At 67.7% G+C, this 26071-nt stretch carries 21 protein-coding genes and 1 tRNA gene; 13 read left to right on the top strand and 9 right to left on the bottom strand.

Annotated features, from left to right (window positions below):
- Positions 1-2: 2 nt before the first annotated feature.
- Positions 3-947, bottom strand: coding sequence for a LysR family transcriptional regulator (locus ING98_09745; protein MCA3102145.1), 945 nt, complete (start codon positions 945-947; stop codon positions 3-5).
- Between the two features lie 149 nt (positions 948-1096).
- On the opposite strand from ING98_09745, the gene ING98_09740 reads away from it, so the two are divergent.
- The 3 genes from ING98_09740 to ING98_09730 are packed head-to-tail and all read left to right on the top strand — an operon-like array spanning position 1097 to position 3801.
- Positions 1097-1618 carry a flavin reductase family protein gene (locus tag ING98_09740; protein ID MCA3102144.1) on the top strand — a complete coding sequence of 174 codons (522 nt, stop codon included), beginning with the start codon at positions 1097-1099 and terminating at the stop codon, positions 1616-1618.
- A gap of 60 nt (positions 1619-1678) precedes the next feature.
- Positions 1679-2791 carry an LLM class flavin-dependent oxidoreductase gene (locus ING98_09735; GenBank protein MCA3102143.1) on the top strand — a complete coding sequence of 371 codons (1113 nt, stop codon included), beginning with the start codon at positions 1679-1681 and terminating at the stop codon, positions 2789-2791.
- Between the two features lie 11 nt (positions 2792-2802).
- A complete protein-coding gene (locus tag ING98_09730) occupies positions 2803-3801 on the top strand; it encodes a Gfo/Idh/MocA family oxidoreductase (protein ID MCA3102142.1) in 999 nt (332 codons plus the stop codon).
- A gap of 1 nt (position 3802) precedes the next feature.
- Here the strand turns inward: ING98_09730 and ING98_09725 are convergent, their stop codons facing one another.
- The 3 genes from ING98_09725 to ING98_09715 are packed head-to-tail and all read right to left on the bottom strand — an operon-like array spanning position 3803 to position 7109.
- On the bottom strand, positions 3803-5077 hold the full coding sequence (locus tag ING98_09725) for a hypothetical protein (protein ID MCA3102141.1): 1275 nt from the start codon (positions 5075-5077) through the stop codon (positions 3803-3805).
- A 31-nt stretch (positions 5078-5108) separates the two neighbouring features.
- On the bottom strand, positions 5109-6137 hold the full coding sequence (locus ING98_09720) for a tripartite tricarboxylate transporter substrate binding protein (GenBank protein MCA3102140.1): 1029 nt from the start codon (positions 6135-6137) through the stop codon (positions 5109-5111).
- Positions 6138-6185: 48 nt separating this feature from the next.
- Positions 6186-7109: a LysR family transcriptional regulator gene (locus tag ING98_09715; protein MCA3102139.1), complete on the bottom strand. Its 924-nt coding sequence runs from the start codon at positions 7107-7109 to the stop codon at positions 6186-6188.
- A gap of 120 nt (positions 7110-7229) precedes the next feature.
- Here ING98_09715 and ING98_09710 point away from each other — a divergent pair, with 120 nt between their 5' ends.
- From ING98_09710 to ING98_09690, 5 genes are all read left to right on the top strand, one after another.
- On the top strand, positions 7230-9278 hold the full coding sequence (locus tag ING98_09710; protein ID MCA3102138.1) for a hydantoinase/oxoprolinase family protein: 2049 nt from the start codon (positions 7230-7232) through the stop codon (positions 9276-9278).
- Positions 9278-10954, top strand: coding sequence for a hydantoinase B/oxoprolinase family protein (locus ING98_09705; GenBank protein MCA3102137.1), 1677 nt, complete (start codon positions 9278-9280; stop codon positions 10952-10954). The genes ING98_09710 and ING98_09705 overlap by 1 nt, the downstream gene beginning before the upstream one ends.
- A gap of 41 nt (positions 10955-10995) precedes the next feature.
- A complete protein-coding gene (locus ING98_09700; GenBank protein MCA3102136.1) occupies positions 10996-12108 on the top strand; it encodes a threonine synthase in 1113 nt (370 codons plus the stop codon).
- A 61-nt stretch (positions 12109-12169) separates the two neighbouring features.
- Complete coding sequence (locus tag ING98_09695) at positions 12170-12940, top strand: aspartate/glutamate racemase family protein (GenBank protein MCA3102135.1); 771 nt, start codon at positions 12170-12172, stop codon at positions 12938-12940.
- Between the two features lie 49 nt (positions 12941-12989).
- Positions 12990-13964, top strand: coding sequence for a tripartite tricarboxylate transporter substrate binding protein (locus ING98_09690; GenBank protein MCA3102134.1), 975 nt, complete (start codon positions 12990-12992; stop codon positions 13962-13964).
- Between the two features lie 55 nt (positions 13965-14019).
- Here ING98_09690 and ING98_09685 read toward each other — a convergent pair whose 3' ends face one another.
- Positions 14020-15438, bottom strand: coding sequence for an MmgE/PrpD family protein (locus ING98_09685; protein MCA3102133.1), 1419 nt, complete (start codon positions 15436-15438; stop codon positions 14020-14022).
- 95 nt (positions 15439-15533) lie between these two features.
- Here ING98_09685 and ING98_09680 point away from each other — a divergent pair, with 95 nt between their 5' ends.
- Both ING98_09680 and ING98_09675 read left to right on the top strand, forming a co-directional pair.
- Positions 15534-15863, top strand: coding sequence for a hypothetical protein (locus ING98_09680; GenBank protein ID MCA3102132.1), 330 nt, complete (start codon positions 15534-15536; stop codon positions 15861-15863).
- 69 nt (positions 15864-15932) lie between these two features.
- Positions 15933-17201, top strand: coding sequence for a hypothetical protein (locus tag ING98_09675; GenBank protein MCA3102131.1), 1269 nt, complete (start codon positions 15933-15935; stop codon positions 17199-17201).
- Positions 17202-17262: 61 nt separating this feature from the next.
- On the opposite strand, the gene chrA is transcribed toward ING98_09675, so the two are convergent.
- Positions 17263-18624 carry a chromate efflux transporter gene (chrA, locus tag ING98_09670; GenBank protein MCA3102130.1) on the bottom strand — a complete coding sequence of 454 codons (1362 nt, stop codon included), beginning with the start codon at positions 18622-18624 and terminating at the stop codon, positions 17263-17265.
- Between the two features lie 284 nt (positions 18625-18908).
- Here chrA and ING98_09665 point away from each other — a divergent pair, with 284 nt between their 5' ends.
- Together ING98_09665 and ING98_09660 are read left to right on the top strand one after the other, a co-directional pair.
- Positions 18909-19832, top strand: a complete 924-nt coding sequence (locus tag ING98_09665; GenBank protein MCA3102129.1) for a tripartite tricarboxylate transporter substrate binding protein — start codon at positions 18909-18911, stop codon at positions 19830-19832.
- A gap of 52 nt (positions 19833-19884) precedes the next feature.
- A complete protein-coding gene (locus ING98_09660) occupies positions 19885-20754 on the top strand; it encodes an amidohydrolase family protein (GenBank protein MCA3102128.1) in 870 nt (289 codons plus the stop codon).
- 18 nt (positions 20755-20772) lie between these two features.
- Here ING98_09660 and ING98_09655 read toward each other — a convergent pair whose 3' ends face one another.
- Complete coding sequence (locus ING98_09655; GenBank protein ID MCA3102127.1) at positions 20773-22698, bottom strand: PhoX family phosphatase; 1926 nt, start codon at positions 22696-22698, stop codon at positions 20773-20775.
- Between the two features lie 148 nt (positions 22699-22846).
- Here ING98_09655 and ING98_09650 point away from each other — a divergent pair.
- Positions 22847-22923, top strand: a tRNA-Val gene (locus tag ING98_09650).
- A gap of 245 nt (positions 22924-23168) precedes the next feature.
- Here ING98_09650 and ING98_09645 read toward each other — a convergent pair.
- Positions 23169-23933: a hypothetical protein gene (locus tag ING98_09645; protein ID MCA3102126.1), complete on the bottom strand. Its 765-nt coding sequence runs from the start codon at positions 23931-23933 to the stop codon at positions 23169-23171.
- Positions 23934-23989: 56 nt separating this feature from the next.
- Complete coding sequence (locus tag ING98_09640; GenBank protein ID MCA3102125.1) at positions 23990-26038, bottom strand: DUF2974 domain-containing protein; 2049 nt, start codon at positions 26036-26038, stop codon at positions 23990-23992.
- Between the last annotated feature and the right edge of the window lie 33 nt (positions 26039-26071).

The following is a 26071-nucleotide window of genomic DNA, read 5'->3' as shown; positions in this document are numbered from 1 at the left end:
GATCAAGGCGCCGCCGGCCCCGTGCCCTGGTGCCAGGGCTGCGTGGTGCCGGGCGGCGGCGGTTCGATGCGTGCGGCCAGTTCCGCCAGGAATGCCTCGGCTGCCGCCGGGGGAGGCCGCCGCGCCGCCTCGATCACCACCAGGTCCAGCGTGAACGGCGGGGCCTGAAGCGGGCAGACCGCCAGCGAGCCGTCGGCGATCTCGGGCGTGAGCATCGCGCCTGGCAGGATGGCGACCCAGTCGCTGCGGCCGATCATGTCGAGTGTGCCGTACATCGAATCGAGTTCCAGGCGCTGCGCGACCGTCGCACCGTTGGAAGCCAGCCAGCTCTCGATGCGCTGGCGGCGGGTGTTCAACGGCGCAGGTACCATCAGCCGCAGTTCGAGCAGCCGGGCTGCATCGACCGGTTCGCCGGCCGGCCAGCGCCCGTCGGGACGCGACACGAGCAGTTCCGGCGTACGCGCGAGGAAGCGGCTGCGGATCCCGACCGGTGCGTCGAATGCCGGAACGATCGCGAAGTCGAGTTCGCCCGCGCGCAGCAGGTCTGTGAGCACGCCGCTGTAGGCTTCGGTTACCTTCAGCGTGACCTGCGGATGGCGCTGCCCGAAGGCGGCCAGCGCAGGTGCGAGGCAGCACCGGGTGAGGGAGGGCATCAGCCCGACCCGGACCTCGCCGGACAGCGCGCTGCCCACGGTTCGCGCATCGCGGCCGGCCTGTTCCAGCGTGGCCAGCAGGTCGATCGCCCGCCGGTAGTACGCGTCGCCGGCCGCCGTCGGCGTGACCTGCGAGGGCGAACGCTCCAGCAGGCGTACCCCGAGTTCGTCCTCCAGTGCACGCACCCGCTGAGATACGGCTGGCTGGGTGGTGTGCTCCCGCGCGGCGGCGCGCGAGAACGAACGCTCTTCGTACGCGGCGGTGAACAGGCGGATGGCAGTCAGGGAGGGCACGGTTCCCGTGTCGAGGCGGGCGATCTTGGGAAGTACGAAGAATAACGAAAACGGATGCTCATGATTATGAATCATCATTTGGCGTAATGCGAATCGATCGCTACAGTGCGCCGTCGAAAGATCCTGTTCGCCCTCACCGTGGAGCCCCGATGACCCGCCTGGACCTAAGCCGCGACGCCACCGGCGATATCGCATCCCAGCGCAAGCTCCGGGACGCATTCGGCCGCTTCGCCACCGGCGTCACCGTGATCACCGCGTTGCTGCCCGATGGCCGGCGTACCGGTCTGACCGTGAATTCGTTCACGTCGCTGTCGCTCGAGCCGGCGATGATCCTCTGGAACCTGCGGGCCGGCTCGCCGTCCGAGCCCGCGTTCGGCAAGGGCTGCGCGTTCGCGGTCAACGTACTCGCGACCGCGCAGCACGAGGTGTCGCAGCGTTTCTGCCGCCCGTCGGACGACAAGTTCACCGGCGTTGCGATCGAGGACGGGCTCGATGGCGTACCTCTGCTGTCCGGCAGCCTCGCGACGTTCGAATGCCGCGTCGAGGATACGGTCACCTGCGGCGACCACCGGATCGTGATCGGCCGCGTGCTCGCCGCCCATTACGGCGAAGGCGAGCCGCTGATCTACAGCCAGGGCCGCTACTGCACCGCCATACAGTTGGCAGCCTGAGCGCGCGGCGCGCCTCGATCCACTTCCATCCGCAACAGACATCCGCATACGGAGACCTGCATGAAACTGTCCACCTTCATGATGCCGCTGCACCCCGTGGGCAAGCCGTGGCCGCTGTCGCTCAAGGAAGACCGCGAGGCGATCATCCTGGCCGATCGTCTCGGCTACTCGGAAGCCTTCGTCGGCGAGCACGTGACCGACGCCGCCGAGACGGTGACCTCGTGCATGATGTTCCTCGCCAGCCTCGCCCACGACACCAAACACATCAAGCTCGGCACCGGCACGATCAATCTGCCCAACAGCCATCCGGCCCACGTCGCCTCGCAGGCGGCCATGCTCGACAACATCCTGGAAGGTCGGTTCATCATGGGCATCAGCCCCGGCGGCCTGATGTCGGATGCCGAGGCCTTCGGCAACTACGGCCGCGACCGCATGGCGATGTTCGTCGAAGGCATCAACATGGTGCTCGACATCTGGGCCGGAGAGGCGCCGTACAACCTCAAGGGCCAGTTCTGGGAAGTCACCACCGAGAAGACGATGATCGCCGAGATCGGCACCGGCATCATGCTCAAGCCCTACCAGCAGCCGCATCCGCCGATCGTCGGCACCGTGGTGGCGCCGTTCTCCAAGGGCGTGGTCGCGATGGCCGAGCGCGGCTGGAAGCCGATCTCGGCGAACTTCCTGCTGCCGCAGTGGGTGAAGACGCACTGGGACAGCTACGTGCAGGGCAAGAAGAACATCGGCGTGGTGGCCGACCCGGCCGACTGGAGCGTCGCCAAGTGCGTCTTCGTCGCCGACGACGATGCCACGGCACAGCGCTACGGCTATGGCGAGGACGGCCCCTACCACCACTACTTCAAGCAGCTCATCCGCAAGCTGGTGGGCTTCGGCAACCGCGGCAACCTGTTCAAGGCCGACCAGAGCATGCCCGACGAGATGATCACGGCGGATTACGTGAACCGCAAGCTCACCATCGCCGGCACCGTCGACAGCGTGGTCGACCAGATCCTCGCCTTCCGCGAGGAGGTGGGCGACTTCGGCACGCTCGTCTATGCATCCCTGGACTGGAAAGACCCGGCGCTGGGCAAGCGCTCGATGGAACTGATGGCCGAGAAGGTCATGCCCGCGGTGAATGCCGCGATCGCGTCGGGCAAGACCGCCCGCGCTGCCTGAGGAGAAACTCGATGTTGAACGTAGCCGTCGTCGGCATGGGATGGTGGGGCAAGATCATCGTCCCGCTGCTCAAGACCAGCAAGAAGATCACCGTCGGCAAGGTGGTCGAGGTGAACCCCGACTCGATCGCCGATTTCGCGCGCGAGCAGGGCGTGCAGGTGGTGACCCGCTATGAAGACGTGCTGGCGGATCCGTCGATCCAGGCGGTCGTGCTGTGCACGCCGCACACCCAGCACACCGACCAGATCGTCGCCGCTGCCGCGGCCGGCAAGCATGTGTTCTGCGAGAAGCCGCTGTCGATGACCCGCGCCGACGTGCTGCGTGCAGTGGCCGCGATCGAGAAGGCCGGCGTCGCGCTGGCGGTCGGCCACGAGCGCCGGTTCGAGCCGCCGATCCTCGAGATGATGCAGATCGTGAAGTCGGGCGTGCTCGGCAAGCCGCTGCAGGTCGAGGCCAACTTCAGCCAGGACAAGTTCCTGTCGCTCGCGGCAGACAACTGGCGCCTGTCGGGCAAGGAAGCGCCGGCCGGTCCGATGACCGCCACCGGCATCCACCTGCTAGACCTGTCGGTCGGCGTGTTCGGCGAAGCCGACCATGTGTATGCCAGCGTGAAGCAACTCGGCAGCCATCTCGTCAACGGCGACACGCTGGCGATCCTGGTGTCGTTCCGCAACGGTGGCCATGCGCTGATCAGCGCGATCCTGGCCACGCCGTTCGATGGCCGCTTCGCGATCTACTGCAACGAGGGCTGGATCGAGGTGCGCGACAAGACCCACCCGGAAGCGCCGGAAGGCTGGACGATGACCCAGTGCTTCCGCGGCGGCCGGCGCGAGGTCAAGGAGTTCCCGCCGGTGCCCGGCGTGCTCGCCAACCTCGAGGCCTTCGCCGACGCGGCCGAAGGGCGCGCGCCGTACCCGGTGCCGCGCGAGCAGATGGTCGCCAACATCTCCGCGCTCGAGGCCATCTTCAAGGCAACGAAGAGCGGCGTGGTGGAGAAGGTCGAAGGTTGAGTCAGTCCCCGGCCCAGGCCCAGAAGTCGAGCGTGGTGGTGCAGCCCGGGACGGGATGGGATGGTGCCTTGACCGCACAGTAGGGGACGCATTGCACGTCGGCGACCGCGTCCCACATCGCGAGGGTGTCGCGGAACGCCGACAGATCGGTGTGGAACTGCATCGCCCGCGTGATGGATGCCGCGCTGGTTCCGGCTGCGCTGCAGATCTTCATCGCGTGCTGCAGCAGGCAGGCCATCTCCGCGCGCGCTGGCGCGCCGAAGTGGCCGAGACCGGCCGCCGCGGCGATCGACGCATCGGCGCCCTGCCGGTCACAGGCCATCAGCCCCGAGGCGAACAGCAGGTCGCCCCCGAGGACACCCGGCGCACCGAAGGTCGCTTCGGCCGGAATGTCGACGTCGAGTATCCGCTTGCGCGCGATCGCATGGTCACGCAGCCCGACCAGGTTGATCTCGAGGCTGCCATCCACCAAGCCGAACTCGTCGGCCTGCACGATCGTGAGGGCGACCTTGCGCGCACCGAAGCGGTCGTTCCAGACTTCGAGGAAATGCGGCAGGTCCTCGGCGTGGCGCAGGTAGGCTTGCGCCTTGAGGGCCCCTTCAAACGAAGCGCCCGCCGCAGAGAGTGCCGGCGCCAGGCGGTAGTCGATCACGAACTCGGCCTGCTTGCGCGCCTCGTAGCCGCCCCAGCGGCTGTGCTTGGGCACATGCGCGCGGGGGTCGGGGCCATCGTCGCCACGCGCCATCTGGCCGGCCACGAACACATAGTCCCCGACGGTCGCCGCGGGCACGAAGCCCGACCACACTGGCGCGTCTACCTTCGGAGGGTCGATCCGCTGCGGCTCGAGGCCGGTACCCGGCAGCACCGCCATCAGGTTCGTGCAGATGCCGGCCCCCTCGGCCAGAAGGCCTCCCATCACGACCGAGGTGCTCGGTGGAATGTAATCGCCGAAAGCCGCGCGGCGCGCACGGTGGTAGGGGTTGACTGCCTGCCAGGTCGGGTAGTACTGGTCGAGCCGTACCGTGTTCTGGAACGAGGTGCCTGCGCCGTCGAGCAGCGTCTTCAGCCGTTGCGCGATGAAGTCGCCTTCGCGCCGGTGGCGCGGCAGACCGTGCAGGGGCAGGGCGGGCTCGCCCGCGACCTGGCTATCCAGCCGCTGGCTTCCGTCGGTAGCCTCGAGGCCGTTGAGGAAGACCCAGGGGCCGGCGCTGACGCAGACGGCGTGGCTGAGCGGCGTGTAGGGCAGGGTGTCGCTGGCAAGGATCCTGATCGTCATGTCCGTTTCCGTTCTGTAGCGTGGAAGGGGCTCATTGCACCTCGAGGCGTATCTTCGCTTCTCGCACCACGCGCTCCCAGCGCCGCGTTTCATCCAACAGGAATGCGCCGAAGTCGCCCGCGTCGCTGCCCGCGGGATCGACGCCGAGCGCCTGCAGGCGCTCTCGTACTTCCGGCACGACGATCGCCCTGGCCAGTTCCTGCCGCAACCGGGTCCCGGCGGTCGCAGGGATGCCCGCGGGTGCCGCAATGCCATAGAAGCCGATCGACCGGAAGCCTGGAAAGCCCGACTCGGCCACGGTCGCAGTATCGGGGTAGGCAGGTATGCGCCGGTCGCCGCCCAGGGCGAGCAACTGTAGTTTGCCGGCTTTGACCAGGGGCGCGGCGGACGGCAGATTCACGAACATGAAGTCGACTCTTCCCGCCATCAGGTCGTTCATCGCAGGGCCGCTGCCGTTGAACGGCACGTGGGTCGCGCGTACGCCAGTGACCTGGTTGAACAGTTCGCCGGACAGGTGCGGGCTGGAGCCGATGCCTACCGAGGCGAAGTTGACCGAATCGCTGCGTCCCTTCGCCCAGCCGATCAGTTCCTTGACGCCGCGCGCCGGCACCTTCGGCGAGGCCACCAGCACGTTGGGTGCTGTCCCGATCAGCCCGATCGGCGCGAACCCGGCCACCGTGTACTGCGGTTTCTCGTGAAGGCTGACCAGCAGCACGAACGGCGCGCTGACGAACGAGATCGTATGGCCGTCGGGCTGTGCGCGCATGCCCAGGCCGTAGGCGAGCATCCCACCCGCCCCTGGCCGCGGATCGACCACCACCGGCTGTCCGAGCCCTTCGGACCAGCGTCCGCCGACCGTGCGTGCGATCGTGTCCGACACGCCGCCGGCCGGAAAGTCGACGATCAGCCGTACCGGCTTCGTCGGCCAGCCAGTGGCTAAGGGTGCCTGTGCATGGGCTGCCCCGGTGCAGGCAGCTACTGCGATGGAAAGCATGCCGATCGGTACAGCCAGCCTGGCTATCGGGGAGTGCTTCAGCATCCGCGTCAATATTGTGTCCATTGCAGGCTCCGTTTCCGGGCGTTCACGTCGGAACAGTTTACACAGGGATCAGCCCCGCGGAGCCGCCAGTGCCTGCGGCAGGAAACGGGTGCGGCCGTCTTCGAGCAGGGCGAGGAACGCACTCGCGGCAGGGCTTGGCCGCCGGTCGGCACGGCAGACGATCGATACCCGCCGCAGCGGGCGCGGCACGCCGATGCGGCGCACCTCGAGGCCTTCCTGGCGCATCTCGGCCAGCGCCAGCCACGGCAGCACGGTGATGCCCAGCCCGGAGCGGGCCATGCTGGCCGCAGTAAGCATGTTCGCCACTTCGAACGCCGGCTCGCGCGCGGCACGGTGGCGAGCGAGCGAAGCCTCGACCAGTTGGCGGACGCTCGACGGTCGTGGCAGCAGGATCAGGGGCTCGGCCGCTACCGCCTTCCAGGACAGGGTCGTTCGCGCGGCCAGGGGATGCCCGCTCGCCAGCACTGCGACCAGTTCGTCGACGAACAGGTCGGTCGCCTCCAGTTCCGGATCGCGGCCTGCCAGGATGCCGATGCCGAAGTCGACCTCGCGGTCGCGCACCTTCTGCAGCAATACGTCGTTCTGTTCTTCGCGCAGCGTCACCTGGACCAGCGGGTGAAGCGCCCGGTACGCGGCCAGCGCGCGGGTGACGAAGCCGAACGCAGCCGATGGCAGCAGTGCGAGCGCGATCCGTCCGCGCGTGCCGGCGGCCACACCGCGCAGGTCGAGCCAGGCATCGGCGAGTTCATCGACCGGTCGTTGCACCAGGCCGACCAGCGTGCGGCCGGCGTCCGTCAGGTCGACGCGGCGCGTCGTGCGGTCGAACAGGCGCACGCCCAGCGCCGTCTCCAGTTCCCGGATCATCTGAGAAAACGCCGGCTGGGTCATCGACGAGTCCGCCGCCGCGCGGCTGAACGATCCGGTGCGTGCAAGGGCGAGCAGGCCCTGCAGCTGGCGAAGCTTGAAATTCATTGACCAAGCCTATGAATCGGGATGGAAGATCTATTTGCCTGAAGAATACGAAGCGCTGTAGTTTTCGTCCACAGGCAGTTCGACGAGGGAGGAGCCGCTGCCCTGGCAGCGCGACGCAAGATGGCTGGATACTGGATTGGCATCGACACCGGTGGCACGTTCACCGACCTGGTGCTGGCGGAACCTTCCGCCGGCCGCTGGGAGTACCACAAGGTCCCGACGCGCACCGCGGACCCCGCTGCTGGCATCCACGACGGCATCCGCGAACTGCTCGCCCTGTCGGGTGTGGCCGCAGCCGACGTCGCATTCCTCGTGCTCGGCACGACCCTGGCGACCAACGCGGTGCTCGAGGGCAAGTGGGCGAAGACCGGACTCGTCACCACGGCCGGCTTCCGCGACGTGATCGAACTCGCGCGGCAGCGGCGCCCCGACTACTTCAACCTCGACAAGGTCAAGCCGGTGCCGCCGGCCTCGCGCGACTGCCGGCTGGAGGTGAGCGAGCGCATCGACGTCGAAGGCCGCGTGGTCACGCCGCTCGACGAGTCGACCGTGCATGCGGCGGTGGCCGCGCTGAAGGAGGCTGGCGTGCAGTCGGTCGCGATCTGCTTCCTGCACTCGTACCAGAACCCGGCGCACGAGGCGCGCGCGCGCGCGATCATCGAGGCTGCCTGGCCCGGTTCCGCAGTCTGCGCGTCGTACGAAGTGCTGGCCGAGTTCCGCGAATTCGAGCGTTGCGCATCGACGCTTGTCAACGCCAGCCTGATGCCGATCATGGCGACCTACCTCGACCGCTTCGAGGCCGGCGTACGCGAACTCGGCGTGCCGCGCACGCCGCGGGTGATGCAGTCCAACGGCGGTGCGGTGACGCCAGCTGCGGTCAAGCGCCTGCCGATCAACACCTTCTTCTCCGGTCCGGCCGGCGGGGTGATCGGCAGTGCCCGCCTCGGCAGCCGCATCGGCCTGCCCAACCTGATCACCTTCGACATGGGCGGCACCAGCACCGATGTGTGCCTGATCAAGGACGGCGAGCCGGCCAAGAAGAGCCAGCGGGAAATGGGTGGCTATCCCGTGCGTACGCGCACGCTGGACATCCACACCATAGGCGCGGGCGGCGGCAGCATCGCCTGGATCGATGCCGGCGGGCTGCTCAAGGTCGGCCCGCGCAGTGCCGGTGCATATCCGGGGCCGGCCGCCTATGGGCGTGGTGGCACGGAGCCCACGGTCACCGATGCCAATGTCGTGCTCGGCCGCCTGAGCCCCGAGTCGTTGCTCGGTGGCCGCATGAAGATGCATCCGGACAAGGCACGCGAAGCCGTCGAAGACCTTGCGCGCAAGTTGAGTGTCGACCCGGTACAGGCCGCCGCTGGCGTGGTCGAGATCGTCAACGTGAACATGATGGGCGCAGTACGCGTGATCTCGATCGAGCAGGGCGAGGACCCGCGCGACTTCGCGCTGGTCGCCTTCGGCGGGGCGGGGCCGCTGCATGCGGTGGAAGTCGCGATGGCGATGGGCATGCGCCATGTGCTGGTGCCGGCGCGGCCCGGGCTGCTGTCTGCCGAAGGGCTGCTGCAGGCCGACCAGCGTGGCGACTTCAGCCTGACCCGGCTGGTGGTGCTCGCACCGGCGCAGTTGCGCGCGATCGATGCCGGTTTCGCCGAACTGCGCCGCCGCGGCGAGGCGTGGCTGGCCGAGGAGCGCGCCGACGCTGGCGCTTCGGTGTCCGAATGGAGTGCCGACCTGCGCTATGTCGGCCAGAGCTTCGAACTGGTTTTGCCGCTGTCGGGCGGATCGCTCGATGAAGCTTCGGTGGCCGCGCTGGTCGAGGCGTTCCACCAGCGCCATCGCGAGTACTACGGTTACGACATACGCGACCAGGCGGTCGAACTGGTCAACCTGCGCCTCGCGCTGACCGTGCCACGGCCGCGGCCGTCATTCTCGGCGGTGGCATCGGCGCCGGTCGGGACGCCGGGCAGCCGCGACGTCTGGTTCCCGGCTGGCGGTTACGTGCGTTCGCCGGTGTACGATCGATCGCACCTCGTTCCGGGCATGGCGTTCGACGGACCGGCGATCGTGGAACAGATGGATGCGACCACGGTGATCCCGCCGTCGGCGCGCTGTCGGATCGACGACGCCGGAAACCTGCATGTGATGCTTGGCGAGGTCCAGTGATGAGCAATGAACGCAAGCCGGGGGCGCCCGTACAGGCGCCCGATCCGATCCGTGCCGAGGTGATGGCGCGATACCTGCTCGCCGCCGCGGAAGAGATGGGTGCGACGCTGATGCGCACGTCCTTCTCGCCGAACATCAAGGAGCGTGCCGACTGTTCCACTGCGATCTTCGATGCGCAGGGCCAGGTGATCGCGCTCGCGCAGCGGGTGCCGATTCACCTCGGCTCGATGGTCGGTGCGGTCGACGAGATACTCTCGCGTTACGGTCGCGAGAACATCCTGCCGGGCGACATGTTCATGGCCAACGACCCGTACAACGGCGGCGGCTCGCACCTGCCCGACATCAACGTGATCTCGCCGGTGTTCATCGGTGGCGAGATCGTCGCCTTCGTCGCTAACATCGCGCACCACGCCGATGTCGGCGGCATGGTGCCCGGCAGCGAGGCAGCGGTCTGCAACTCGATCTTCCAGGAAGGGCTGCGCCTGCCACCGGTGCGCATCATGCGTGGCGGCGAGATCAACCGCGACGTGCTCGACATCGTGCTGCTCAACTCGCGCACGCCGGACGAGCGTCTTGGCGACCTGCGCGCGCAGTTCGCGGCGAACCTGGTTGGTACGCGCGCCGTCGAGACGCTGATCGCGCGCTACGGTCCGGAAGAGACCGCGCGCACGATCGCCGGCTACCTCGACTTCACCGAGCGCCGCTTTGCCGCAGCGATCGCGCGGCTGCCGGCGGGTACCTACCATGCCGAGGACTGCCTCGACGGCAATGCCGAGGGCGAGCGCGCGCTGATCCGCCTGGCGATGACGATCGAGGGTGGCCGCCTGCACTTCGATTTCGCCGGCTCCGCGAAGCAGCTCGAATCGGCGCGCAACATCCCCGAGCGCGCGCTGCTGGCGACGATCTACACGGTCGCCAAGAGCCTGCTCGATCCGGACGTACCTGCGAATGCCGGCTACTACCGGACGATCACCACGGCTGCACCGAAGGGCAGCGTGGTCGGTCCGCAGTCGCCAGCCGCGGTCGGCTGCCGATCGATCTCCTGCGGGGTGCTCGGCGACGTCGTGGCCAAGGCGCTGTCGCAGGCGCTGCCGGTGCGTGCGCTGGCGCCCAGCGGGCCGCACCACCTGATGGTGCTGGCCGGCCGCGATCCGCGCAGCGGCACCTACTTCGTCAATTACGAGACCGTGGCAGGGGGCATGGGCGCGCGCTCGAACCGCGACGGCATGGACGCGGTTCGCGTGCACGCGTCGGGCGCGTCGAACCTCCCGGTGGAGGCGCTCGAGCATGCGTTTCCGTTCCGCGTCGATCGCTATGCGCTGTGGGAAGGCTCCGGGGGCGAGGGCGAGTATCGCGGCGGCATGGGCGTGATCCGCGACTATCGGGTACTGGGCGACGACATCGTGGTCAGCCTTTCGTCGGAGCGACAGCATGTCGAAGCCGAGGGGATGAAGGGTGGCCAGCCTGGGTTGCGCGGGCGCTTCGTGTTCAACCCGGGCCGTGCGGACGAGCGCGTGCTGCCGTCGGCCGCAGCGGATGTCCGATTGCCCCGGGACAGCGTGCTGCGTGTCTGCACGCCGGGCGGCGGGGGCTTCGGCGATCCGGCTGCACGCGCGCCGGCGGCACGCGAGCGCGACCAGCGGGAAGACCGGTCGCCGAAGGAGCCGGCGCAGTGAACTACGTCGATATCGTCACGGGGAAGCGCTACCCGTCCGACATGCCACGCTGGCAGTCCGACGACGGCAACGGCGTCGACCTGGAAACGTGTCCAGGCATCACGCGCGACCGGATCGATCCGTCTCGCCGCTCCCTGTGGCGTTATGCCGCCGCGATGGCCGTGCCGTACGAAGGTGCTGTCACGCTGGGCGAGGGCTGGACGCCGCTGCTGCCCAGGTCGTGGAAGGGTGTAGAGCTGCTGTGGAAGCTCGAGTACGTGATGCCGACCGGTTCGTTCAAGGACCGCGGCATGACTGCGATGGTGAGCTACCTGAAGCTGCATGGCATCACGGACGTGCTCGAGGATTCGTCCGGCAACGCCGGCGCGTCGCTCTCGACCTATGCCGCCGCAGCCGGGATGCGCTGCCGGATCATGGTGCCGGCAACGGCCTCCTATCCGAAGATCGCCCAGATGGCCGCGCACGGAGCAGACGTGGTGGCGGTGACCGGCACCCGGCAGGATGTGGCCGACGCCGCACTGCGCGAAGCCTCGTCGATGTTCTACGCGAGCCACAACCGGCAGCCTTACTTCCTCGAGGGCACCAAGACGCTGGCCTACGAGCTCTGGGAACAGCTCGGCTTCCGGCTGCCGGACAACGTGATCGTCCCGGTCGGCTACGGTGCGAACGTGCTCGGCTGTGAGCGCGGCTTCGCCGAGCTGATGCGCGCCGGAGAAACCGACCGCATGCCGCGCATCTTCGGCGTGCAGGCGGCCAACGTGTCGCCGCTGGCGCAGGCGTTCGACGAGGGCCTGGAAGACTACAAGGACATCGTGCCGGTACCGACGCTTGCCGAAGGCATCGCGTCGCAGCGCCCGACGCGTGGCCGCTCGATCCTGCGCGCCGTGCGCGAGTCCGGTGGCCGCATCCTGTCGGTCGGCGAGGACGAGATCGTCGCGGCCTTGCGCACGCTGGCCGGCATGGGGTTCTATGTCGAGCCGACCTGCGCCTCGGTCGGCGCGGCGCTCGGGCACCTGCTCGATGCGGGCGACATCCGGCCGGGCGAGACGACGGTGGCGGTTCTCACCGGCACCGGACTGAAGGCCTCGGAGATGATCGGAAAGGCGCTCGGACTGTCAGCGCGCACGCTGGATCCCCTTGCCGCGCGCCTCTGAGACGCGCGGCATCCCGCACGCAGCACCCCGCAAGTGACCATTGTCGAGAAGGAGTAATTCCATGTACGGATGGAGAGGCAGGATCGGATTGCTGGTTCCGTCGATCAACACCACGATGGAGACCGAGTTCTGGCGTATCGCGCCGCCAGGCGTGTCGGTGCATACCGCGCGCATCGCGGGTGGCCGCGAGGGCACGCCAGAGGAACTGCGCAACATGGAGCAGGCCAGCAAGCATGCGGCGAGCGAAGTGGCGATGGTCGAGCCGGACGTGGTCGTCTATGGCTGCACCAGCGGCAGCTTCTTCGAAGGTCCCGAGTGGAACGACCGCATCTGCGAGCAGTTGACCGAGATCACGAAGGCACCCACCGTCACCACGGCCGGCGCGATGGTCGCCTGCCTCGCCGACAACGGTGTGAAGAAGGTCGACGTGGTGACACCCTATGTCGAACTGACCAACGAACGGTTGAAGCAGTTCGCCAGCGCCTATGGCATTACCACGACCAAGCTGGGAACCTTCGACATGCTGGACATGTTCGACCATGCCAAGGTGCTGCCGGAGGAGATCTACCGCAAGGTGAAGGAGATGACGACGCCGGATTCGCAGGCGGTGTTCGTCGCCTGTACGCAGCTGCGCGCCCTCGAAGTGCTCGAGATGCTCGAGCGCGACCTGGGCAAGCCGGTCTACTCGGCTGTGCAGGCGTCGGCCTGGCAGGCCTACCGCGCGATGGGCGTTGACCCGAAGATCGTGGACTGCGGTAGCCTGTTGCGCTCGCTCGCCTTTACCGAAGGCAAGCCGGCGAAGATGCCGCCGCTTGCACGCATGTCGGCGTGACGCCCGTCCGCGCCGGGATATTCCCTTCCACGCAGAGGAACGTGTCCAGATGAAAGCACCGATCCGCAGTGCACTAGCAGGGCTGGCAGGGGGCGCCCTGGCGCTGTCTGCCGCGAGCCAGGCCGTCGCCCAGGCCTATCCGGAGCGCGCGATCCGCTACGTGGTGGCCTTCGCCCCCGGCGGCATCAACGATCTGCTTGCACGAGTGGTCGCCCAGAAGCTGACCGAGTCCTGGAAGCAGCCCGTGATCGTCGACAACCGGCCGGGGGCTGGCGGCAATGTCGGTGCCGAGGTCGCCGCCCGGGCTGCGCCCGACGGCTATACGCTGCTCAACATCAGCACCGCGCACGTGATCGCGCAGTCGCTCTATCCGAAGCTCGGCTACAGCCTCTCGCGCGACCTGACGCCGGTTGTCTACCTCGGAAGCTCGCCGCTGATCACGGCGGTCAGCGGCACGCTCCAGATCAGGACGGTACCCGAACTCATCGCGTGGGCGAAGCAGAACAAGATGGTCTACGGCTCGGGCGGCGTTGGTGCGATCAGCCACCTCTCGATGGAGATGCTGAAGGTATCCGCCGGTATCGAGGGCGTGCATGTTCCCTACAAGGGCGCCGCCCCAGCCGCAGCCGACCTGATCGGCGGGCAGGTGCACGTCATCTCCAACGCGGTGCCGGAACTGTGGCCGGCGGTGAAGACTGGCAAGGTGCGCGTGATCGGTGCGATGTCCGAGAAGCGGCTGCAATGGATGCCGGACGTCCCGACCTTCGCAGAGCAGGGCGTCAAGGGATTCGTGCTGGGCAACTGGGTCGGGCTGATGACGGCGGCGGGTACACCACAGGCGACCGTCCGCAAGCTCAGCGAAGAGATCAGCCGCGTGCTCAGGCTCCCGGATGTCAGCGAGCGCCTGATCGGGCTCGGGTTCGAACCCGGCGGCGGTACGCCGGCGGAACTGGCCAGGCTGATCGCTGCCGAGACGGTCACCTTTGCAAAGGCGGTGAAGGCGTCGGGCGCCAAGGCAGAGTGACCCACGGCCCGGTGCAGGCGCGCGAATCGCGTCTGAGCCGGGGCACGCTCCGTGTTCAGCGCGGGAAAGCGTCGATCAATGCGCGCGCCGCGTCGGGTGCAGCCTCGAGCTGGTCCACCGCTCCGGCCAGCCGGTCCGCAGCCGCGTCGCCGGCACCCAGCCCGAAGCGCAGGCAACCGCGCAACTTCGCGCGCTGCTCGTCGCGCGTCATCGGCTCCTGCGGGCTGCCCTTTACCGTGTCGCTGCCGACCTCGATGGTCTCGCCGCTGGCAAGCACCACCCTAACCCGCGCAGGTTCGATGGCCGTCGGATCGATCGACGGGTCGTCGACGATCGTGGTCTTCGATGTGAGCATGCCGACCTCGGGTGCCGAGATCACCGACTTCAGGTATGACTCGAGGCCGACCTGGCCATCCAGCAGCGCACGCGCGAAGCCGTAGGCGATGTTGAACTGCGCATGGACCACGTCGTTGCGTGCGGGGTCGTAAGGCGTTCCGACGGTGAGCCAGTTCACGTGGCCGATACGGATCTCGATCGAAGCCACGTCCGCCGGACGGATGCCGCGCGCATGCAGGCCGATGCCGAGGCCGATCGCGGTGTGGTTGCAGCGGCAGCACGGGTAGGGCTTGAAGCTGTACTCGGGCACCCGCCAGCGTTCGCCGAGGCCGTCGGTGAGCAGGTGCGGATGCACGTCGTTGCCCTCGTACAGCGCGAACAGGCCGGCATTGCCTTCGAGCGTGCGGCGCGTGCCGGTCAGCCCGTCCGCGCCCAGGAAGGCGCCCAGCACCGCGGCGCGCGAAGCGAAACCGGCGCCGATGCGCTTCGACAGCACGCCATCGCGCATGCTCTGCGCCGAGCCGCTGGCCTGGTGGTAGGCGAAACCCAGCCCGTTGGCGATGTGCTCGCCATCGAGCCCGAGCAGCCGGCCGGCGGCGATCGATGCAGCCACGGTGCCCGAGACCATCGTCGGGTGCCAGCCGCGGCCGAGGCTGTTGTGGCAGGCCAGGCCGAGGCGCGCATGCAGCTCGGCACCGATGGCAAAGGCGAGGATGAAGTCGCGGCCGCTCACTGGCGCGGCGTCCTCGGCGGTGGCGAGCAGCGCTGGCAGCACCACGCAACTGGTGTGCACGCGCGCCGGGTCGTGCTGATCGTCGAAGTCGAGCGCATGCGCGGCGGCACCGTTGGCGAGCGCGGCCGTCGGTGGCGAGAACCGGCGCAGGCCGATGAGGCCGGTCGCGCTGCCCGCCTGTTCCCAGCGCGACAGGCGTGCCAGCAGTTCCGGGATGCCGGGCGCGTGCGACGCACCTGCGATCGTACCGAGGGCGTCCAGGATGAGTGCCTTGCTGGTCGAGACCACTTCCGGCGGAAGCCGGTCGTAGTTCCAGCCGGCGATCGTGTCGCACAATTCGCGCGTGTACCCATCGTGAAGGGGCAGCGCTGGCGCTGCGCCGGACGGGTTGCTGTGATCGGGCATCGTGCATCTCCAGGCGGGGTAACGAGCAGTGGTTATGATAGCTTCCGCTCGAACGATGCGTCTTTTTACGTTGCCCGATTACCGAAGGAAGACCGATGTCCGTCATCCCCGACAGCAGCGCGACCGGCAGCGGCGGTGCAATGCTGGCCGTGCTCGATCCACTCGCGCCCAGCCATGCAGCCGTCCACGCGCCAGCGGCACGGTTCACCGGATCGCTCGCCGGTGCGACGGTCGCCTTCATCGACAACTCCAAGCCCAACTTCTCGCTCCTCGCGGACGACCTCGAGCAACTGCTGCTGTCCAGGCATGGCGTGGCGCGGGTGCTGCGGCACCGCAAGCCGAATGCGTCGATCGGTGCCGATCCTTCAGTGCTCGACCGGATGGCGTCCGAAAGCATGGTGGTGATCAGCGGCTCTGGCGACTGAGGGTCCTGCGCGTCGTGGAGTGTCCACGACTCCGTTTCGATCGGCCGCCGCGGCGCGTTCGGAATCAGCGTGTGCTCCACGGCATTCGGCGGCCTCGCGCGCGCCCAGGCCAAGGCGCTCGGTGCGCCAGACCAGCCGCTGCTGATCATCGAGCATCCGTTCGGGTCGCGGTCGCGCGAAGAGGTCGCAGCGCTAGCGGAAACACTGGCCGAGCGTATCGCCGAGACGGTACGTCTCGCCGCAGTCGCTGGCGCGGCACGGGCGGGGTCGCATATCGGCGCTACGCCAGCGGCCGGCGCGGCCGATGGCAGGCTGATCGAACTGCCCGCCGATATCGAAGCCTTCCACCAGGCCTGCAGCGACCGACGCTGGAGTGACGGCCTGCCGGTGATCCCGCCGACGCCAGCACGCGTCGCCCGCATGCTGTCCGGCAGCCGCCGGGCGCCGACAGCGGTCGTCGCGACGCTCGCTCCCGGCTTCGGTGCAGCCACCGTCGAGCTGATCGCGGTCAATGCGGTGATGGCCGGTTGCTTGCCTGCCCACCTGCCGGTGCTGATCGCCGCGGTGGAGGCCGCCGCCGATCCGGCGTTCAACCTGCAGGCCGTGCAGTCGACCACCAACCCGGTCACGACCTGGCTGATCGTCAACGGGCCGATCGCGCTGGCGCTCGGCATGAACGCTGGCATCAACTGCCTCGGGCAGGGCAACCTGCCAAACGCGACGCTGGGCCGTGCGCTGCGGCTGGTGATGCAGAACATCGGCGGTGCATGGCCAGCGGAGATGGACCGCGCGACCCACGGCCAGCCGGGCAAGTTCCTGTTCTGCTGTGCCGAGAACGAAGCCGCCAGTCCATGGGCGCCGCTGCATGCCGACCGCGGTTTCGCGACGGGCGACGACGCGGTCACTTTGGTTGCTGCATCGGGCACGCTCAACCTGAACACGCACAGCAAGGATGCCGACGAACTGCTTGCATGTCTGGCACGCTCGATGGCGTACCCGGCCAGCAACGACTATCACTACTGCGGCGAGCCCTGGATGATTCTGTCGCCGGAGCATGCCGCGGTGATGGCCAGGCATGGCTACGACAAGGCGGCCGTCCGGCGGATGCTGTGGGAGCAGTCGATGATGGTGGCCGGCGAGTTCGCGCAGCGGGACTACGAAAGGACGCGCAATGCACGCCTGGGCGAGCTGCCCGGATTCGACCGGTCCACGCGGGTACCACTGTCGCGCTCGCCAGAGGATGTCGGCATCGTCGTGGCCGGCGGGCCGGGTACGCACTCGGTCTACGTGCCGACCTTCGGCGAGACGCGGGCCGTGACGCGCCGCATCGAAGCCTGACTGCGCGGCTGCCGGGGCGGCCAGGATCGCGCCCTGGGCGCGGCAGCGACAGGGAGCGTGCTCAGCCGGCGAGCACTGGCCGCAGCAGGCTGAACGCAAGGCCGACCGCCGCACACCCCGCCAGCAGGGGCAACACGCCGACCCTGAAACGGAACAGCGCGACCCCAGCCGCGATGGCGATCAGTGCTGCAGCCGGATCGAAGGCGTCCGCGAAGCCTTTCGGCCAGAACACGTGGTACGCAAAGAACAGCGCGAGGTTGACGATCACGCCGACCACCGCCGCGGTGATCGCCGACAGCGGCGCGGTGAAGCCGAGCCGACCGCGCGTGGCCTCGACCATCGGCCCGCCGGCGAGGATGAAGATGAACGAGGGCAGGAACGTGAAGAAGGTGACCACTACGGCCGCCAGCGCCCCGCCGAGGAACGGCGCAGCGTCTCCCGCGACCTGCGCCGACCAGCCGCCGATGAACGCGACGAAGGCGACGACGATGATCAGCGGGCCCGGCGTGGTCTCGCCGAGCGCAAGCCCGTCGATCATCTGCGTCGGGGTCAGCCACTGGTAGTGCTCGACCGCGCCCTGATACACGTAGGGCAGCACGGCATACGCGCCGCCGAAGGTGAGCAGCGCCGCCTTGGTGAAGAACCAGCCCATCCGCGTGAGCGTTCCGTCCCAGCCATGCAGGGCCAGCAGGATCGCCATCGCGGCCACCCACAGCCCGCCGCCGACCGCCAGCACCAGCGCGAGCCGCGACCGGGTGAACAGCGTGTGCATCGCCCGCGGGCTGTCGTCGTCGATCAGCGCCGGACCATAGCCCTTCTTCCCGGCTGCATGGCCTCCGCCGAGCGCAAACACGCCCGGCCAGCGCCGCGCGCCGAAATGGCCGACCAGCGCGGCGGCGACAACGATCGCCGGGAACGGTACATCCAGTGCGAAGATCGCCACGAAGGCCGTCGCGGCGATGCCTGCCATCCAGCGGTTCGCGATCGCCCGGCTGCCGATGCGCCACGCCGCATGCAGCACGATCGCGGTGACTGCCGGCTTGATGCCGTAGAACAGCCCGGCGATCACGGGCTGTTCGCCGAAGCGCACGTAGATCCAGGACAGCGCGATCAGCAGCAGCAGCGAAGGCAGCACGAACAGCGCACCGGCGACGATGCCGCCCCAGGTCCGGTGCAGCAGCCAGCCGATGTAGGTCGCCAGTTGCTGGGCCTCCGGCCCCGGCAGCACCATGCAGTAGTTGAGCGCGTGCAGGAACCGCTGCTCGCTGATCCAGCGGCGGCGCTCGACCAGTTCGGCATGCATCAACGCGATCTGGCCCGCCGGGCCACCGAAACTGATGAAGCCGAGCTTGAACCAGAAGCGGAGCGCCTCCGCGAACGTCACCTGCGCTGGTGCCTGCATCGGTGCCTGCGCCGGTGTCATTGGCCTGCCGAGGCGTCGGTCTCGGCCTGACGGCCCTGACCGTGGGGCAGGTCGAGCAGGACGGTGCTCCGGTGTTCGACAGCCATGCCGTGCATGCTCGATCCTGAGGGAAGCTGGGCCTGCAGTTTACCTCACGGTGCCAGGGTGTCCCGCTCGCGGAGGCCGGGGCGCGTTCGGTTACCATCGGCCGATAACGAGACAGTCGAACCAACGGAGGAATCGCCATGCATGCCACGGCCCGGATGAAAATCGCTGCAACCCTCGTGCTCGCATCCGCGGGCGCGATGGTCCCGATGACCGCCGCCGCACAGGACTACCCATCGCGGCCGGTGCGCATCGTCCTCGGTTTCGCGCCAGGCGGCGTCGCCGACCTCACCTCGCGCCTGCTCGCGCAGCAACTCGGCGAGCGGACCGGCCAGCCGTTCCTGGTCGACAACCGTCCGGGTGCCGGCGGCATCATCGCCGCCGAGACGGTAGCCAAGTCGGCAGCCGACGGTTACACGCTGCTGCTCATCACCAACGGCAACGCGGCTGCGGTGACGCTGATGAAGTCGCTGCCTTACGATCCGGTGAAGGATTTCGCGATGATCGCGCCACTGGCCTCGTTCGAACTGGTGATCGTCACCGGGCGCAACTCCCCGATCGGATCGATCAAGGACATCCTTAGCCTGGCGCGTACCGCGCCGCAGAAGCTGAACCTCGGATCGATCAACATCGGCAGCACCCAGCACCTCGCGACCGAACTTTTCCGTGCCCAGGCCGGGGTGCCGATGAACGCGGTGACCTACAAGGGCACGCCGGCGCTGGTTGCAGCGTTGCAGGGCGACGAGGTGCAGGTCGGGTTCGAGGTGCTCGGGCCGGTATTGACGCAGATCACCGGCGGCGCGTTGCGCGCGATCGCAGTCACGGCCGGCAAGCGGTTCGAAGGCCTTCCGAACGTTCCCACTGCAGTCGAGAGCGGCATGCCGCAGTACAACGTGACAGCCTGGAACGGCGTGGCTGCGCCGGCGCGCACGCCGCGGGCGATCGTCGACCGGCTCAACACGGAGATCAACGCTGCGATCGCCCGCCCGGAGATGCGCAAGCGGATGGCGGAACTTGCCGTCACGCCGACCGGTGGCACGCCCGAGGACATGTCGAAGCTGCTGTCGAGCGAGATCCGCCGCTGGGGAGACGTGGTCACACAAGCGAAGATCGAGCGGCAGTAGACTCGTCCGCCCGGGATAGCCCGGCCCGATTCCGCCACGGAGTTCACGCCCGATGAAACCCTGCCGTCCCTACGATACGCAACCGGTCAAGCCATCGTGGGTGCCACCGCCGCTCGCCTGCGACGCCCATTGCCATATCTTCGGGCCTGCCGACCGATTCCCGTACGCGCCCGACCGGACCTACACGCCGACCGACGCGGGTTACGACCACCTGCGCGGCCTGCACGACTTCCTCGGCTTCGAGCGCGCGGTGCTGGTGCAGGCGAGCTGCCACGGCGCCGACAATTCGGCGATGCTGGATGCGATCGCGCGCAGCGGCGGGCGCTACAAGGGCGTCGCGATGGTCGATCCCGGTACGTCCGATGCGGCGCTGGCGCGGCTGCACGCAGGCGGCGTGCGCGGCGTGCGTTTCAACTTCGTGAAGCATCTCGGCGGCGCACCCGCCATGGATTTCTTCCACGAGACGGTGGCACGGCTTGTGCCGCTCGGCTGGCACCTGCAACTGCATTTCGACGCGCTGGACATCCCGCAATACCGTCCGCTGCTCGATGCGCTGCCGGTGCCTTTCATCATCGACCACATGGCGCGGGTGAAGGCAGGGGCAGGTACCGGCCAGCCGTCGTTCGTGCAGTTGCTCGACCTGATGCGCAGCAACCCGAGGGCCTGGGTGAAGATCAGCGGCTCCGAGCGGGTGTCGGTCGGCAAGGCCCCGTTCGACGATGCGATTCCCTTCGCACGTGCGCTGGTCGAAGTCGCGCCCGACCGGGTGCTGTGGGGCACCGACTTCCCGCATCCGAACATCAGCGCCGACATGCCGAACGACGGCGAACTGGTGAACCTGTTCGCACGCACGGTCACCGACGAAGCGCTGCGCCGCCAGGTACTGGTCGACAATCCCGCGGCGCTGTACTGGGCTGATTGAGCGTCGTCGGCGCCCGGTTCAGGTGCCGATCAGGCCGCCGTCGATCCGGCGGATGGCCAATGTCGCAGAGCGGGGACGGCCGCCGGCCGTGCCGTCCGGCCAGCTGCTGACCGCCTTCGGACGCGCGGGGTTGCTGCGCTCGCCCGCCGGCTCACCCGGATGCTGGATGTTCACGAACAGCGTCCGGCCGTCGGGCGACATCACGCAGCCAGTCACCTCGGAGCCATTCGGACCGGTCAGGAAGCGGCGTGTTTCGCCGGTCGTGACGTCGGCAACCAGCATCTGGTTGTTGCCCATGCTCTGGTAGTCGCCGCGATGGAGATTGTTGGTCGATACGTCGGTCTGGATCCACAGGTTGCCGGAGGGGTCGAACCAGAGACCGTCCGGGCTGCCGTAGCTGTCGCCCTTGACGTTGCCGCGCTGCACGGCATCGGCTGCCTTCGGGTCGCCGGCGAGCGCGAAGAGATCCCAGTCGAAGCGGGTGGCCTTCGGATCGCGGCCTGCCTCGCGCCAGCGCAGGATGTGCCCGAACACGTTGCGCGCACGCGGGTTCGCGGCATCCGGTCCAGGTCGCCCCGGGGCGCCACGCAGGGGGTTGTTGGTCATCGTCATGTAGACATCGAGCGTGGATGGATGTACCGCACCCCACTCCGGACGATCCATGGGCGTGGCACCGACCCGTTCGGCCGCCTCGCGCGTGCGGATGAGGACGTCGGCCTGGTCGGCGAAGCCGTTCTCGGGCGTCAGCCCGTTGCGCCCATGGACGAGTTCGACCCATTCGCCGCTGCCGCCTGCGTTGAAGCGCGCCACGTAGAGCGTGCCATGGTCCATCAGGTTGCGGTTGGCGGCGCGGTCGCGCGGGTCGTAGGCGTCGCGGGTGACGAACTTGTAGACGTACTGGAATACCTCGTCATCGCCCATGTACCAGGCGAGCCTGCGGTCGGGCCCGACTGCAAGCATCGCCCCTTCGTGCTTGAAGCGGCCGAGTGCGGTGCGCTTGACCGGGACCGAATCCGGCTCATAGGGGTCGATCTCGACCACCCATCCGAACCGGTTGGCTTCATTGGGTTCCTGCGAGAGGTCGAATCGTGCATCGTGCTCGTGCCACCGGTAGGAACTCCTGGCGTTGACGCCGTAGCGGCGCAGCGCCTCGGGGACGGGACTGGCACCGCCGTGGAAATAAAGGTTCCAGTTCTCCTCGCAGGTGAGGTAGGTGCCCCAGGGCGTATAGCCGCCCGCGCAGTTGTTCAGCGTGCCGCGCACGCGGGTGCCCGAACTGTCGTAGCTCGTGCGCAGCGCAGCGGCGCCGGCGGCAGGGCCGGACAGCATCATCGGCGTGCGTGGGGTGACCCGGCGCGCATGGCGCGACGGCGTGACGACGGCCCAGCCGTCGGCGGTCGCGGCCACTTCGATGATCGACACACCATGCGCGGCCTGCGACTTGGCGACCTTCGCAGCCGTCCAGGGTTCCATGCCATCCGCATGCAGCAGGCCGTCATCCGTGTATTCGTGGTTGATGGCGAGCAGCGCGCGGCGCGATCGGCTGGAGCTGTCTGCCGAACCGTACGGCAGCGGGAAGTATTCGATCGCATCATGGTGCATGCCGGACTGGAGCAACTGCTCGTCTGCCGTGTTCGAAGCATCCTGGCGGAACGCAGGCGCGCCCAGCGGTGACCCGATCGGATCACCCCAGGCATTGAGCACTTGCACCCGGTATCCTTCGGGCACCCGCACCGAATCCTCCGCCATCGGCGCGATCGACTTGAAGCCGAGCGCGGGCGGCCCTTGCCAGCGCGTGCCCGAAGGGGTGGCACAGCCAGCCATGGGCACTGACAGCGCGGCGCCGGCCATCGCAGCCTTCAACAGGCTGCGCCGGGTCCGGTCAGGGTGCGCGTGCGCTGCCGGGGCGGTGCCGGGCTGCGAAGGGATGTCGACGGGTTTCATGGGGTTGCTCCGCTGTGTGATGGGCCGGCGCGGCAGGTTTGCGCGATGAAATGCAGCGTAGCGCGGTCCCGTGAACGTCGCGTGACACGCGTGAATTTGCGATGCATTCGCCAACGCCGCACTTTGCGATACAATGCGAGGCTTCGGCAGGCGCGTAGCTCAGCTGGTTAGAGCACCACCTTGACATGGTGGGGGTCGTTGGTTCGAGTCCAATCGCGCCTACCAATTACAAGCCCAAGTAAATCATTGATTTTCTTGGGCTTTTGTACTTTCTGGGCGGCCTCGGGAATGCCCGTTGGGACGAATTCCTTCAGTACCGGGCGCCATTGCGGCCACCAGAAGCTCCCGCGCGTTGCCTTGATCTCCACCAGGAATCCATCTGGCGTAGCGGTCGAGGAGCATCTTCACGGAGTTGCCAGCCCGTCACCGATTTCTCCTTATCCTCCCCGAAGCGCGAGCGGAAGCCTCATTCAGTCGTCGCACTTGGGACTGGGGTGCAGCGCAGGATCAACGCGTGAACGCGCAACCCCCTTGGCCAGCAGCCAGTCTCGTACCAGGTCCCGGTATGTGAAGGCTTCGGAGGGTCCCAGCACATTCGCGCGATAGCTATTCCGAAGAAAGCACATCAACGTTCCCACGCGATCTCGGGCCTCATGTTGTGCGCCGTTTTCCAGTAGCCAATGCACCGCGCGCCAGTCCCCGATCTTGCTGAATGCAATCGTCTGTGTCTCGCCGCCTCCAAGATCTAGGTTCACATTCGCGCCATAGCGAATCATCGTCGCGGCGCGCTCGAACCGCTTGTCGCCCAGCGCCCGGCGTTCTTTCAGCAAGAACATCAAGGCAGTCTGTGGTGCCCACGTCCGCATTACCTTGTTGGGATCCGCCTTGTAGCGAATGAGCAGCAAATCGAACAGTGCCTCGTTTGGGGAGGGCGCCCCCATGATCAGCGCCGTCATGCCGGCCTTGGTGGCCTTGTTGACGTCGGCGCCCGCTTCAAGCAGGGCCGTGGCCGCCTTGACGCTGTCGGAAGCCGCCGCATAAAGCAGTAAATGCACCGTGTCCAGTCCCCAGGCCGTGCGTACGGCCTGGGTTTCGTGGTTCACATCCAATCCGCGTCCGATCAACTCCCGCAAGCCAGCGGCGTCGTCTCGGCGGATAGCCTGAGCCGCTTCGATGTAGGGCGATGTTTCAAACGCCTGACTTTCACGGCTTCCAATCGACATGCTGGTGGCCATCGGTGTGCATCCCGCAAGAAAGACCGTCAAGAAAGCAATCGCGTAGATTCGTCGGTTCATTGGCGGCCTTGTTTCGCATAAGCGGACATGCCCCGCAGGACGTAGTCCATGCCATGCAGGGCAATCGGGGTCATCTTAACGAGGTTGTTGCGTTCAGGCCACGACATGGGTGTGCCCGACGTGCCAATGGCATCGAGCGTGACTTGCCGGCCAGCCGCGTCAGGCAGGGCTGCTGCCGCCCCCTGCAATGCCAGTCCGGCAACAGGCCCCACGAAGAGGGCACTGGCCGCCAGCGGTATCGATCCGATTGAGCCACGCTCTTGCAGGCTCGTCAGTACTTCGTCTTTGACCCTGTAGTTGGTGATCAGGGTTTGTGAACGCTCGTCGCTCCACGTGCCGCCTGCGCGCGTCACGGTGCTGGTGTTCAGACCCGCCGCGTTGAAGGTGGTCGCGGGTAGCCCCGTCATCATCGACATTGCCGCCGCCAGTCCCCCGCCGAGTGAATGGCCTGTCAGGTCGGTGAGCTTATCGCCAAGAATAACTTGGAGCTCCTCAACCAATCGACGGGCTTCTTCGTACTGCGGCGCACGCGGGTCGACGGCCTGCCGATTCCCGGTGATGAAGTCCTGGATGTTATCGGTGCCACGGAAGGCCAGCGTATAGGTGTCGCTCTCGGCGAGATAGAACAGGCGCGCTGCGAAACCGGTGTCGCGGTTCTCGAACCATTCGGGCGCAAGGGCGGACAACACGCCCTCTCCAGGCTCAACACTGTAGACGCCCGACGGTAGCGTACCCCGATAACCCTTCGTTGGATCGCTCGGGTTCACCAGGTATGCAGCGTCGGACATGTGGGCTCTCAGCAGCGCATGCACGCGCTGTTGCGCCGTGGACTGCTGCGAGTCCGCAGCGCCGCCCCCGACCGTCTGCCACATGGCCGCCTCGCGCACATCCTCCCGCGCGGCGAGTTGCTGTTCGCGCCACTCGTCGAACACACCGAGCTCCGGCACACCCTCGGCCGCATCGCTGACCAGCCCACCCGAACTGGCCATCATCCGCCAGTACGATTCCGGCGGTCTTGCTGCTACCGGGGACTGCTGCGAAGGTGCAGCGCCGCTCCCGACCGCCTGCCACATGGCTGCATCGCTGACCGGCCCCCCCGAACGGGCCATCATCCGCCAGGACGATTCCGGCGGTCTTGCTGCTATGGGGGACTGCCGCGAAGGTGCAGCGCCGCTCCCGACCGCCTGCCACATGGCCGCCTCGCGCGCATCCTCGCGCGCGGCGAGCTGCTGCTCGCGTCTCTCGTAGATCTGCCCCGCCAGGGCATTGCCGAGCAGGTTCCCGAACACATCGCCCGCGACCTGGGCGAAGTTCACCCGTCCTCGGGCAACCAGTTGCCCGGCGATGTTGCCGACCACCCGCTCCCCGATGCCCGGTGTCGCGCTGAGCCCGGTCGTCAGCCCCACCCCGACCGCCGCGCCTGCTACCGCGCGCCAGTCGAAGCGCTGCTGCGCCCCGATGACGATGCCCACGCCTTGACCGACGATGCTGCCCGCTGCGGCGTGCACCGCAGCGGCCTGCCACCCCGATAGGTTGAGCTTCTTGGCAAGCCCACTATCGACGCTGTTGAGGCCCATCCGTTGCGTGATGCCGGCACTGATCACCGAGGTGGCGAAGGATCGGAAGTTGAAGCCCTTCTGCACCCCGGCGATGTTGCCGGCGACTTGACCGGCGATGTTGCTCACTGCCCCGATGGTCATCGCCTGGCCCAGAGTCAACTGGCCGGCAGTCCAACCCATCGTTGCAGGCATCGCCACGGCCACCGCAATACTCACCACCATCACCAGCACCTGCCCGAACCCGCCACACCCCCCTCGTCCCTGGGGCGGGGGAGGCGGGGGCGGGGGATCGGGCAAGGTGGGGGTGGTATCGCCGACGATCTCGCCGGGCGAATACGGCCTCACCGGCTGCGCCGAGGCGTAGAGGTCGGTGACCCGATTGGGCACGTTGAGCGTCTGGCCGGCTCTGAGGTCCGCGTCGCTGGAGAGCCCATTGGCCTGCGCGATCAGGAACCACAGCCGTGCATCGCCGTAGACGGCCAGCAAACGTGCTTGAGAATCCAGCGGGCGTGCTTTACC

This window comes from Rhodocyclaceae bacterium (assembly GCA_020248265.1).
GTDB lineage: Bacteria > Pseudomonadota > Gammaproteobacteria > Burkholderiales > CAIKXV01 > CAIKXV01.
This window is presented reverse-complemented; position numbering and strand designations above follow the sequence as displayed.